This is a genomic window from Inediibacterium massiliense (assembly GCF_001282725.1).
GTDB lineage: Bacteria > Bacillota > Clostridia > Peptostreptococcales > Thermotaleaceae > Anaerophilus > Anaerophilus massiliensis.
Genome location: NZ_LN876586.1, coordinates 288,271 through 300,861, shown reverse-complemented (window position 1 = coordinate 300,861; position 12,591 = coordinate 288,271). Strand labels below are relative to the sequence as shown.

Here is a 12,591-nt window from a genome sequence, read left to right as displayed (position 1 = left end):
GATAAAAGGATTTTTTAAAAGTTTGTTTCATTTTTCAGAAACATATGATCTATTGCATCTTTTAAAGAATAAACTCCTATTAATTCCATTTCAGCATTTTGAATTTTTTTAATGCTTTTTTGAGGAAGTATACATCTTTTAAAACCCATTTTTCCTGCTTCCTTAATCATTTTTTCCATATTTGAAACAGGTCTTATTTCCCCTGTAAGTCCAATTTCTCCAATAGCAATAGTATTTGTCGTTTTAATAATCAATCCCCTCATACTTGAAAATATAGCCAATGCTACTCCCAAATCTGCTGAAGTCCCTTCTAGCTTTAATCCTCCTACTACGTTTACATATACATCTTGATTGGCAAGAGGAACTCCTACCTTCTTTTCTAAAACAGCCAAAATTAAATTTAATCTATTCAGATCTACTCCAATAGCAGCTCTTCTTGCAAATCCTAAATTAGTAGGAGCTACCAAAGCTTGCACTTCCAAGAGAAGAGGTCTTGTTCCTTCTAAGCTACTGATGACAATAGCTCCTTCCGTGTCTACTACCCCTTCTAAAAAAGTTTCTGATGGATTTAGTACTTCTTTTAATCCTTCTTCTCTCATTTCAAATACACCTATTTCACTAGTTGTCCCAAACCTGTTTTTAAGGGAACGTAACACTCTTAATTCTTGTGTTCTTTCTCCCGTAAAATGAAGTACCGTATCTACAAGATGCTCAAGTATTCTAGGTCCTGCTAATTCCCCTGTTTTGGTCACATGTGCTACGATAAAAATAGGAATATTCTTTGTCTTTGCCACATGCATAATATGATTGGTACATTCTCTTACTTGAGATACACTGCCAGGAGCAGAAGAAAGCTCCGGTTGAAATAATGTTTGAATAGAATCTATAATTACTAATGAAGGATTTAAACTTTTTATATGTTCTTTAATCTTACCTACATTGGTTTCTGATACAATCATTAAATCTTTTTCAATAGCCTCAAGTCTTTCTGCTCTCATTTTAATTTGTTCTTCTGATTCTTCTCCCGATACATAAAGAGTGGTTCCATATGCTTTTGCGATGGTACTACTAGCCTGTAGAATAAGGGTTGACTTCCCAATTCCAGGCTCTCCTGAAATAAGCACCAAAGAACCCTTCACAAGTCCTCCTCCAAGAACTCTATTAAGTTCTCCTATATGAGTATCTAATCGATCATAAGTACCTGATTTGATCTCTCCAATAGGAAGAGGTTTATTCATTCCTGTAATGGTAGGTGATTTTTTATACTTATTTTCTTGTATCCTCTCCTCCACCATACTATTCCAAGTTCCACATACACATTGGCCCATCCACTTCGGACTTTCGTATCCACATTCTTGACATACAAAAATAGTTTTTTCCTTTTTTGCCATTTTATCCTCCGAAATCCTTATTCTCTATCAAAAATATAGCCTATCTATTCTGATTTTATACTTTCCCTCTTATATAGTCAATCAGGGACTTTATACCTACTAAATTTTAAAAATAGGATAAACTCTCATGAGTTTATCCTATTTGCACTCCCATTTCATCCATTTTTAACATTTTTAAATCCCAATTATTTTCTAATTTTTCTAAATATTCATTCATTTTTTCTTGAAATGTGGTATTATCTTCTTCTACGATAGCAAGAAGAGTAGATCCTGAACCACTTATGACTTCTGCCTTTGATCCTAATAATTTGGAATGATCAAATATTTCTTTTATATCTTTGATAAGTGGAGCTCTATAGGGCTGATGAATCTTATCTTCCATGGATATCCGAAGCTTATCTATTTCTCCATTATTCATAGCACAAATAAGCATTGCCACTCTAGATAAATTAAAAATACAATTCTCTTTGCTATAAGAATGTGGAAGCACTTTTCTTGCTTCATGAGTAGATACAAAAAAATCAGGACTCATTACAACAAATCTTAAATTTTTAGGAACATTTACTTTTGAATAGATGACTTCTCCATTTTCATAAATAGATGCATACATACCTCCTAAAACAGCAGGTACAATATTATCTGGATGTCCTTCCATTTTTGTTCCTATATGAATCATATCATCTTTTGTCAGTACATTTCCAAGTAATATATTTGCAATCATTATTCCACCTACGATAGCGGTTGCACTACTCCCTAGCCCTCTGCTCATAGGTATTTGTATACTCGGTGTAATTTTTATTCCATCTATTTTTGTTTTATGTTCATCTAAGACCTTTTTCATGCTTTGATAAACCAAGTTATCTTCTAGAGAAAGATCACAGTCTACCATCGTAAATCCCTTTTCAACCTTTTCTACTTTCCATTCATTATAAAGAGATAAAGCCATTCCCAATGTATCAAATCCAGGACCCATATTTGCAGTAGTTGCAGGCACACGTACCTTAAACATATTCATCATCCTAACCTATAATCTCTTTTTCTACAAGGTCAAAATCTGCTTTTATTTCTTTAATATTTCCTCCCATGTTTACTGCAATATCAGGATCTTTCAGTCCATTTCCTGTAAGAACACATACAACCTTACCTTTTTTTAGTTTTCCTTCTTTATATAGCTTATATATTCCTGCGATAGAAATGCAAGAAGCAGGTTCTGCAAAAATACCTTCTTTACTTGCCAAAATTCCATAAGCTTTTAAAATTTCTTCATCGCTAATTTTATTAATTGCTCCATTAGATTCTTCAAGGGCTGCTACAGCTTTTTCCCAGCTAGCAGGATTGCCTATTCGAATAGCTGTAGCAATAGTTTCAGGATTTTCAAATACCTTATTCTCTACAATTGGAGCAGCTCCCTCTGCTTGAAAGCCTAACAATTGAGGCAGTTTATTAATTTTTTCATGTTCCTTATATTCTTTAAATCCTTTCCAATAAGCAGTTATATTTCCTGCATTTCCTACTGGAATAGATAAATAATCTGGTGCTTCTTCTAATTGATCACATACTTCAAAGGCTGCTGTTTTTTGTCCTTCGATTCTATAAGGATTCACAGAATTTACAAGAGTAATAGGATGTTTCTTTGAAATTTCTTTTACCATATTCAAAGCATCATCAAAATTTCCATCTATAGCAATAATTTGAGCTCCATACGCAATGGCTTGAGCTAATTTTCCCATAGCAATTTTTTTATTAGGAATAATCACAATAGATTTTATCCCTGCCTTGGCTGCAAAAGCGGCAGCCGCCGCTGATGTATTTCCTGTTGATGCACAAATAATAGCTTTCGACCCTTCTTCTACAGCTTTTGTTACTGCCATAGTCATTCCTCTATCTTTAAAAGATCCAGTAGGATTCAGTCCATCATATTTTAAATAAATCTCTAAACCTTCCATTTCTTTCTCAATATTTCTTGCTCGAATGAGTGGTGTATTTCCTTCGCATAAGGAAATAATATTTGTATTTTCTCCTATAGGTAAATATTCTCTGTACTTATGAATGAGTCCTTGCCATTTCATTTTATTTTCCTCCTTATTCCATAGCGATGAGTTCTATTTTTGTAGTGCCTTCTATATTATTTAAAGCTTCTAAAACATAATCAATATCTCTATTAGATTCTGATATATCAAATGTAATACTTACATTAGCAATTCCATTGATGGGGATATCTTGATTAATGGTTAATATATTCATATTACAATTTGCTATTGTATTTAAAATCTTTGATAAATTTCCAGGCGAATGTTCTAGTAAGAGTGTGATGGTTACCTTTTGTCCCCTACTTCCTTCTGATGGAGTCGATATATAATCTTTATATTTATAAAAAGTACTTCTACTAATTCCAGTCATTTGAGTTGCCTCCGTTACCCCTTTTGCTTTTCCTCTTCTTAATAATTCTTTCGTTTCTAATACCTTTTCATAAATATCTGGGAGGATCGTAGTATCTATAATTAAAAACTTCCTATTACTCACCTAGTTCACTCCTTTTTGTCTCTTTAATGTAAACACTTGTTCTTTTCTTGCGAACTTATTTCTAATAGTACCACATCTTTCTCTTATATACAATATATTTTTTATAAAAAAAGCTGCTCCTAAAAGCAGCTTTTAAACTGTTATCACATTATATTTTAACAAAGTCATAAAAAATAAGGCACATTTATTGAGAATTTATGAAAATATAGAATAAGAGAGAAAATGGTTAGAATTACACTGTTTGAGCGTAGCGAGTTTGTAATGCTATTTTCGACCGTTTCTAGATATTTTCCAAATTTGAAAATTAGTGACGTTTTTTCTGACTTTGTCTATACTGCTTATAAAAGCAGCTTTATTTATTCATTCTTTCCAAGTTTTAACTTATTTCTAAATATAATCTCTCCATTTTGTACATCTACAAAAATTTCATCATTCTTAGAAATATTTCCTCTTAAAATTTCTTCTGATAAAGAATCTTCTATCATCTTTCGTATAGCTCTTTTTAATGGACGTGCTCCATATTCTGGATCAAATCCTTTTTCTCCAAGCAACTTCTTGGCTTCATCTGAAATTTCCATGTGAATATTTAATTCTTTCATTCTCTTAGTTAAATCTAAAATCATAAGATCTACAATTTCATAAATATCACTTTGATTTAATCCATGGAATACAATAACTTCATCAATTCTATTTAAAAATTCTGGTCGGAAACTTCTCTTTAGCTCACCTATCACATTTTCTTTCATTTTTTCATAGGCATCTTTTTTCTCATCTTCTATGTTTCCTGTAAATCCTAATGTTTTTTGCTTCTTAATAGTATGAGCTCCTACATTGGAAGTCATGATGATTACTGTATTTTTAAAATCTACTACCTTCCCCTGTGAATCTGTCAATCTTCCATCATCTAAAATTTGAAGCAATATATTAAATACATCTGGATGAGCTTTTTCAATCTCATCAAATAATACTACTGAATAAGGCTTTCTTCTTATTTTTTCTGTTAATTGTCCTCCTTCATCATATCCTACATATCCTGGAGGAGATCCAACAAGACGAGATACCGCATGCTTTTCCATATACTCAGACATATCAATACGAATGAGGGCATCTTCATCTCCAAATAAAACTTCTGCTAATGCCTTTGAAAGCTCAGTTTTTCCTACTCCTGTAGGTCCTAAAAAAATGAATGATCCTACTGGGCGTTTTGGATCTTTAAGTCCTACTCTAGCCCTTCTTACTGCTTTAGCAATGGCTTCAACAGCTTCTTCTTGTCCAATCACTCTCTCATGTAAAATAGCTTCCATATTTAGTAGTTTATTGGATTCTTCTTTTGCTAATTTATTTACTGGAATTCCAGTCCAGCTAGATACTGTTTGAGCAATTTCCTCTTCTGCTACAGTAGCTTTTCCCGTTTGCCCTACCTTCCAATTTTTTTGTCTATTATTTAGTTCTTCTTTTACTCTTTTTTCTTTATCTCTTAATCTTGCAGCTTTTTCAAAATCTTGAATACTGATAGATTCTTCCTTTTCCTTTGCTATTTCTTCTAATTTTTCTTCTAAATCCTTAAGCTCTGGAGGCTGAGTTACCATTTGTAAACGAAGCTTTGAGGCTGCCTCATCAATTAAATCTACTGCTTTATCTGGTAAAAATCGATCTGTAATATATCTATGAGATAAATTTGCTGCCGCTTTTAATGCTTCGTCTGTAATTTTTACTCCATGATGAGCTTCATATTTATCTCTTAATCCTTTTAGAATTTCTATGGTTTCTTCTATAGTAGGTTCTTCCACTTGAATAGGTTGGAATCTTCTTTCTAAAGCAGGGTCTTTTTCAATGTGCTTTCTATACTCATCTAAAGTAGTAGCACCAATTGCTTGAAGTTCTCCTCTTGCCAAAGCTGGCTTTAAAATATTAGATGCATCAATAGATCCTTCTGCTGCTCCTGCTCCAATAATTGTATGCATCTCATCTATAAATAAAATAACATCCTTTGACTCTCTTAATTCATTCATAACTTTTTTTAGACGATCTTCAAACTCTCCCCTATATTTTGCCCCTGCAACCATGGAAGCTAAATCAAGCGTTACAACTCTTTTGTCTTTTAGAGTCTGTGGAATATTACCTTCTACAATTTTTTGAGCCAAACCTTCTGCTATGGCAGTTTTTCCTACTCCTGGCTCTCCAATTAAACAAGGATTATTTTTCGTTCTTCTACTTAATATTTGTATGACTCTTTCAATCTCTTTTTCTCTTCCAATGACAGGATCTACTTTTCCTTCTTTGACCATCTTCGTAAGATCTCTTCCATATTCATTTAAAGTAGGTGTTTCCTTATGATATACTTTTTCTATATGATCTCCATTTGGAGTACTTAAAAGCTTCATTACTTCTTCTCTTGCCTTAGATAGACTTACACCACTATCTATTAAAAGCTTTGCTGCTACTCCTTCTCCTTCACGTATAATCCCTAATAAAAGATGTTCTGTTCCTATATAGTTATGTCCTAATCTTCTTCCTTCTACAAAACTAAGCTCAAATATTCTTTTGGTCCGTGGAGTAAATCCCATAACTTGAATGTCATCCATATTTCCTAAACCTATTAGATCTTTTATTTTTTCCTTAATTTCTTCTACATTTACATTCATATTCTGTAGAGCTTTTGCTGCAATACCTTCCCCTTCTCTTAAAAGCCCTAATAAAAGATGTTCTGTTCCCACATAATTATGCCCAAGACTTCTAGCTTCTTCTTGAGAAAGTATAATTACCTTTTGTGCACGCTCTGTAAATCTATTAAACATATCCATAACAATGCACCTCCTAGTATTTTAATTTTTCTCTAACCATAGTAGCTCTTCTTATATCCCTTTCGTTACTACTTAAAGACTTATTTGCTTGTTTTTGAAGATAAGCAGGTTGAATTAAAACCATAATTTCATTTACATTTTCAGTAGAAATATCTTTTAAAATTCCTAGATCCATTCCAAGTCTTACATCAGATAGAAGCTTCATACATTCTTGAGTAGTTAAAATTCTTGCATTACATAGTATTCCAAAAGATCTATAAATTTTATCCTCTAACTGAGTTTTATTATTAGAAAGAATTGTACTTCTTGCATCTCTCTCCTTTTGAATAATTTGTTTTGTCACATCCTTAAGATTTTGGATGATTTCTTTTTCACTTCTTCCGAGGGTTAGTTGATTAGATATTTGAAATAAATTGCCAATAAATTCTGTTCCTTCTCCATAAAGACCTCTCACTGCAAGACCAATTTGATTTGCTGCTTGCAAAATTCTATTCATATATCCAATCATAGATAAAGCAGGAAGATGAATCATTACTGAAGCTCTCATTCCTGTTCCTATATTTGTAGGACAAGATGTTAAGTATCCTAATTTTTCATCAAAAGCATATTTTACTCCCTCTTCTAGAACATCATCTACTTTATCTGCTAAATCAAAAGCATTCTCTAGTTGAAATCCTGGTAAGAGACATTGAATTCTTATATGATCTTCTTCATTAATCATAATACTAATAGACTCATCTTTGTTCAAAAGAGCAGCGCTTTTTTCATAGTTTGTTGCTAAATAAGGACTAATAATATGTTTTTCTACAAACACCTGCCTTTCTAGTGGAGAAATTTCATCTAACTTAATCAATTCACTCTCGTCTTTTAAAGCACTATTTCCTTTTAATATGGTATCAGAAATCAGCTCATATACTTCTTTACTTTTTCCTTTTGTTAAAGCAATTGGAAAAGGAAATTCCTCAAGATTTCTAGCGAGACGTATTCTGCTACTAATGATAATATCCCCATCTGGACCTACCTCATTCATCCATTTTGTCATATCTACACCTCCTCATCTTCCCTTTTCATCTGACTTTCAAGTTCTTTGATTTGGTCTCTAAAAAGAGCTGCATCTTCAAAAGCTTCTTTTCTAATAGCATCATTTAACTTCATTTTTAATTCTTTAATTTGATTTTTAATTCTTAATGATCCTCCAGCTCTCTTGGGAATTTTTCCTATATGACTTTCATTTCCTTGTATTCTTTTGATCAATGTATTGAGTTTCTCGTAAAAAGCATGATAACATTTTGAACATCCTAACCTTCCCAACTGCTTAAATTTTCCATAAGTCATACCACAATGATCACACTTGGTAGCTTGGATATAATCTACCTTGATAGGAGAATCTTGTATAGAATCTAATATGCCCGTTAAAAAATTATTGATAGAAAAAGAGTTTTCAAATGTTACTTGTTCTGTTTGCTTAGCACATTGTTCACATAAATGAACTTCCGTTTTTTTATCATTTAAAATCTTAGTCAAATGCACAGTAGCAGGTCTTTTATTACATCTTTCACATATCATATTTAGTCCCTCCCTTTAAAATTAAATACCGCAACAATCATACTTTTAAGGAGATTTGCTCTAATTTCATCCTTTATATTCATAGGGGTACTAATACTTCTGTCACTTATAGCTGATTTCATAATTGATTTTTCTCTTTCTGTAATGATTTTTTTATCTGTTAAAAAATCAATGATAGCTTCTGCCTTCATACTACTCATACCATGTCCAATTTCACGAAGCAATACATTTATATATTGATTTTTATCTATATTGGTTTGTGCAATTTTAATATGTCCCCCTCCACCCCTTCTACTTTCAATCAAATATCCTTTATCTATTGTAAAACGAGTAGTAAGTACATAATTAATTTGTGAAGGAGCACAATTAAAATAACTAGCTAATTCGTTTCTTTGAATTTCAATACTTCTATTATTGGCTTCTTCTAGCAATTCTTTTATAAATATTTCAATTAAATCACTTATTCTTGCCATTGTCATCTCCCTTTTTGACTTTCTTTGACTTTAGTATATTTTAATGAATTTTTATCATATTTTCAAGGGCTATCTTCTTGTTTATTTCCCTTTTTTTGAAAATTAATCATCATCATCCTTGTTTTTCTTTATCTTTCTGTATATTTTTACCCTTTATCTCTCTTTTTATCTATCATAGAAAAAAGCCAATCCTAGATTGGCTTTAAACTGTTGAGAAACTATATTTTACTTTCTTGCCTTTGTAGCTTCAATAATTTTAGGGGTAAGTTGACCTGGAACTTCTTCATACCTAGTAAATTCCATAGTAAAGCTTCCCCTTGCTTGAGTCATAGAGCGAAGGTCAATGGCATATTTAAATAATTCTGCTTGAGGAGCCTCTGCAATAACCTTTTGACTTCCATCTTCTAAAGGCTCCATTCCAAGAATTCTTCCTCTTCTTTTATTCATATCTCCCATAATATCTCCCATATAATCATCTGGAACAATAATTTCTACACGCATAATAGGTTCTAATAAAACTGGATTTGCTTCCTGCATTCCTTTTTTAAATGCTAAGGATGCTGCAATTTTAAATGCCATTTCTGATGAATCCACATCATGATAAGATCCATCATATAAAATAGCTCTTAAATTTACTACAGGATATCCTGCTAATACTCCACAATCTAGACATTCCCTAAGTCCTTTTTCAACAGCTGGAATATAGTTTTTAGGCACAGAACCTCCAAAAATTTCTTCCTCAAATAAAAATTCTTCTTCTACAGGTTCGAATCTTATTTTTACGTCTCCATATTGTCCATGTCCACCAGATTGCTTTTTATGCTTTCCTTGTACATCAGCTTTTCCTTTTATTGTTTCACGATAAGGAATGATTTGATCTACAATATTTACGTCTACACCAAATTTATTTTTTAATTTGCTGGTAATCACATCTATATGCATATCTCCTTGGCCACCAATTAATGTTTGTTTCGTTTCTGTATTACGATAAACCATAAAGCTTGGATCTTCTTCTGCTAATCTATGTAATCCTGTCCCTATTTTTTCTTCGTCTCCCTTTGCCTTCGGTTCTACAGCCATAAAGAGAGTAGGTTGTGGAAATTCTATTTTAGAGTATTGAATAGGAGCAATCTTATCACATAAAGTATCTCCTGTTTGTGTATACTGAAGTTTTGATACAGCTACAATATCCCCTGCTACTACTTTTTGTACTGGAATTTGACTTTTTCCTCTCATCAAAAATAGATTTCCTATTTTCTCTAATTGCTCTTTTTCAGGGTTATATACTTCCATATCTCCTGTAAGACTACCTGAAATTACTTTCATTAGTGAAATTTTCCCTATATATGGGTCTACAATGGTTTTAAAGATCAATGCAGAAAAAGGTTCTTCTTCCCTTATATTTCTTACCACTTTTTTTCCATCATGAGGACTTACTCCTTCATATCCTGTCATATCCTTAGGACTAGGCATATAATGATTGATCATTTCCAAAAGTGTATGTACACCTATATTATTTGCTGCAGAACCCACTAACACAGGTACAATCTCTCCTGCTAATACACCTTTTCTTAAGCCCTCATGAATCTCCTCTTGGCTAAATTCCTCTCCTTCAAAATATTTTTCCATTAGCATTTCATCGCTTTCTGCTACTGATTCTATAAGCATCTCTCTAATGGGTAGAATTTTTTCCATCCATTCTTCTTTAATGGGAGCATCTACACATTCTTTTCCATTATATTCTCTTGCAATTAGATCTACTACATTTACAAATCCCCTCAATCCATGGTCCGTTCCCAAGGGAATTGCAAAAGGTGCAACGGCCTTTCCAAATTTTTCTCTCAATTGGTTAATGACTTTATCATAATTTACATTTTCTTTATCCATTTTATTGAGGAATATGAATTTAGGCATTTTTTTATTGTTTGCATACTTCCATGCCTTTTCTGTTCCTACTTCCACACCAGAACTTGCATCTACTACAATAATTGCTCCTCCTGCTACACGAAGAGTACTATTGACTTCTCCTATAAAATCAAAGTAACCTGGTGTATCTAATATATTATATTTATATCGATCCCACTCAATAGGAATCACACTGGTATTGATGGAAAGTTTTCTCTCGATCTCTTGTTTGTCAAAATCTGATATAGTATTTCCTTCTTCCGTTTTTCCTAATCTATTTGTAACTTTTGTTGTATATAAAATAGCTTCTGTTAAAGCAGTTTTTCCACACCCCCCATGTCCTACGAATGCCACATTCCTTATTTGATCACTTCCATATTCCTTCATATTACTTCCCCCTCATTCCAGAATTTGTTGTAATCTTTAGACAACTTTATTAAATATATTCTTTACTATTCTGAAAATTCCTTCTTATTTTATAATTTATTCAATAAAATTTATTTCACTCTTTTCTCCTTCTATGCATAAAATAATTAGTAAAGTCCTGTAAGGCGGGTGAACTCTATTGAATAAGAAATTTTTAAAGTCTCCCTTTAGAAATCTTTTTGTTGGTGTAGATACATTTATTCCCCTATCTAATGGTAGATGGGTAAAAGCTATTAATTTTGACAATGCTGCTACAACACCTCCCCTATGGTCCGTCATTTATGAAATTATAAATTTTTCTCCATGGTATTCTTCTATTCATAGAGGGACAGGATATAAATCTCAATTTTCTTCTTCTATTTATGAAAAATGTAGAGAAATTGTAAGAAATTTTGTAGAAGCTGATGAAAAAAAAGATACTGTCATTTTTGTAAAAAATGCTACAGAAGCCATCAATAAAATTGCTTATCGATTATGTAGTGAAAAAAAGGTTGTATTATCTACTTATATGGAACATCATTCTAATGACCTTCCTTGGAGAAATCACTATCATATAGACTATATTCAAGTAAATACATTAGGAAAACTTTGTTTAGATGATTTAAAGAATAAACTTGAGAAATATAAAGATCAAGTAGCACTAGTCACTGTTACAGGAGCTTCTAATGTAACTGGATATAAAAATCCTATTCATGAAATAGGAAAATTAGCTCATATGTATGGAGCACAAATATTGGTAGATGGTGCTCAACTTATTCCACATGGACCCTTTTCTATGAAAGGATCTCATCCTTTAGAGTATATTGATTATGTTGTTTTTTCTGCTCACAAAATGTATGCTCCTTTTGGTAGTGGTGTATTAATAGGATCAAAAAATATCTTTGAAAACGGACCTCCTGAATATCCTGGAGGAGGTACTGTAGATATGGTTACCCATGATTTTATTAAGTGGACTGAGCCTCCTTCTAAAGAAGAATCTGGCACTCCAAATCTTATGGGAGTCCTTGCTTTGACTAAAGCTATCCAAACTCTTTCTCAAATTGGTATGGATCATATAGAAAAATATGAAAGAAATTTAATTCGATATACCTTAAAACAATTAAAGAATATTCCTTATATAAAAATTTATGGAGATGAAGATTATGAAGATCGGATTAGTATTATCTCTTTTAATATGGAAAATATCCCTCATAACCTACTAGCCTATATATTATCTTGTGAATCTGGTATTGCTGTTAGAAATGGGTGTTTTTGTGCTCAACCTTATATTCAAAATCTTTTAGGTCTTTCACAAGAAGATATTGAGGAAAGAATAAATGATCCTCTTATGGTACATCCTGGAATGGTTCGAATTAGTTTTGGTCTTTATAATGACTATGATGAAATTGATGTATTCATAAATATGCTTAAAAAAATCTCTAAAAATAGAGATTTTTATATAAACAAATACAAAGATTTTGATTCCTCTCTTTAGGGAGGATTTTTTTTTACAAAATAGGTTAG

General features: G+C 32.1%; 10 protein-coding genes. 1 reads left to right on the top strand and 9 read right to left on the bottom strand.

Annotation, left to right across the window (positions count from 1 at the left end; genetic code table 11):
- Positions 1-14 precede the first annotated feature (14 nt).
- The 9 genes from radA to fusA form a co-directional block, all read right to left on the bottom strand.
- A complete protein-coding gene (gene radA / locus BN2409_RS05240; RefSeq protein ID WP_053955601.1) occupies positions 15-1,391 on the bottom strand; it encodes a DNA repair protein RadA in 1,377 nt (458 codons plus the stop codon).
- A 133-nt stretch (positions 1,392-1,524) separates the two neighbouring features.
- Complete coding sequence (thrB, locus tag BN2409_RS05235; protein ID WP_053955600.1) at positions 1,525-2,400, bottom strand: homoserine kinase; 876 nt, start codon at positions 2,398-2,400, stop codon at positions 1,525-1,527.
- A 10-nt stretch (positions 2,401-2,410) separates the two neighbouring features.
- The gene (thrC, locus tag BN2409_RS05230) at positions 2,411-3,460 is read right to left on the bottom strand and encodes a threonine synthase (protein WP_053955599.1); all 1,050 of its coding nucleotides are present in this window, start codon (positions 3,458-3,460) and stop codon (positions 2,411-2,413) included.
- Positions 3,461-3,473: 13 nt separating this feature from the next.
- Positions 3,474-3,914, bottom strand: a complete 441-nt coding sequence (locus BN2409_RS05225; RefSeq protein ID WP_053955598.1) for an ACT domain-containing protein — start codon at positions 3,912-3,914, stop codon at positions 3,474-3,476.
- A 356-nt stretch (positions 3,915-4,270) separates the two neighbouring features.
- Positions 4,271-6,718 carry an ATP-dependent Clp protease ATP-binding subunit gene (locus tag BN2409_RS05220; protein WP_053955597.1) on the bottom strand — a complete coding sequence of 816 codons (2,448 nt, stop codon included), beginning with the start codon at positions 6,716-6,718 and terminating at the stop codon, positions 4,271-4,273.
- Between the two features lie 13 nt (positions 6,719-6,731).
- Positions 6,732-7,760, bottom strand: coding sequence for a protein arginine kinase (locus tag BN2409_RS05215; RefSeq protein ID WP_053955596.1), 1,029 nt, complete (start codon positions 7,758-7,760; stop codon positions 6,732-6,734).
- 2 nt (positions 7,761-7,762) lie between these two features.
- The gene (locus tag BN2409_RS05210) at positions 7,763-8,284 is read right to left on the bottom strand and encodes a UvrB/UvrC motif-containing protein (protein ID WP_053955595.1); all 522 of its coding nucleotides are present in this window, start codon (positions 8,282-8,284) and stop codon (positions 7,763-7,765) included.
- 2 nt (positions 8,285-8,286) lie between these two features.
- Positions 8,287-8,757: a CtsR family transcriptional regulator gene (locus tag BN2409_RS05205; RefSeq protein WP_199872931.1), complete on the bottom strand. Its 471-nt coding sequence runs from the start codon at positions 8,755-8,757 to the stop codon at positions 8,287-8,289.
- Positions 8,758-8,982: 225 nt separating this feature from the next.
- Complete coding sequence (gene fusA, locus BN2409_RS05200; protein WP_053955593.1) at positions 8,983-11,049, bottom strand: elongation factor G; 2,067 nt, start codon at positions 11,047-11,049, stop codon at positions 8,983-8,985.
- Between the two features lie 178 nt (positions 11,050-11,227).
- On the opposite strand from fusA, the gene BN2409_RS05195 reads away from it, so the two are divergent.
- Positions 11,228-12,562, top strand: a complete 1,335-nt coding sequence (locus BN2409_RS05195) for an aminotransferase class V-fold PLP-dependent enzyme (protein ID WP_053955592.1) — start codon at positions 11,228-11,230, stop codon at positions 12,560-12,562.
- Positions 12,563-12,591 lie beyond the last annotated feature (29 nt).

Coding starts and splice junctions, on each gene's coding strand:
- radA (WP_053955601.1), bottom strand. CDS start 1,391: ATGGCAAAAAAGGAAAAAACTATTTTTGTATGTCAAGAATGTGGATAC.
- thrB (WP_053955600.1), bottom strand. CDS start 2,400: ATGTTTAAGGTACGTGTGCCTGCAACTACTGCAAATATGGGTCCTGGA.
- thrC (WP_053955599.1), bottom strand. CDS start 3,460: ATGAAATGGCAAGGACTCATTCATAAGTACAGAGAATATTTACCTATA.
- BN2409_RS05220 (WP_053955597.1), bottom strand. CDS start 6,718: ATGGATATGTTTAATAGATTTACAGAGCGTGCACAAAAGGTAATTATA.
- BN2409_RS05215 (WP_053955596.1), bottom strand. CDS start 7,760: ATGACAAAATGGATGAATGAGGTAGGTCCAGATGGGGATATTATCATT.
- BN2409_RS05210 (WP_053955595.1), bottom strand. CDS start 8,284: ATGATATGTGAAAGATGTAATAAAAGACCTGCTACTGTGCATTTGACT.
- BN2409_RS05205 (WP_199872931.1), bottom strand. CDS start 8,757: ATGGCAAGAATAAGTGATTTAATTGAAATATTTATAAAAGAATTGCTA.
- fusA (WP_053955593.1), bottom strand. CDS start 11,049: ATGAAGGAATATGGAAGTGATCAAATAAGGAATGTGGCATTCGTAGGA.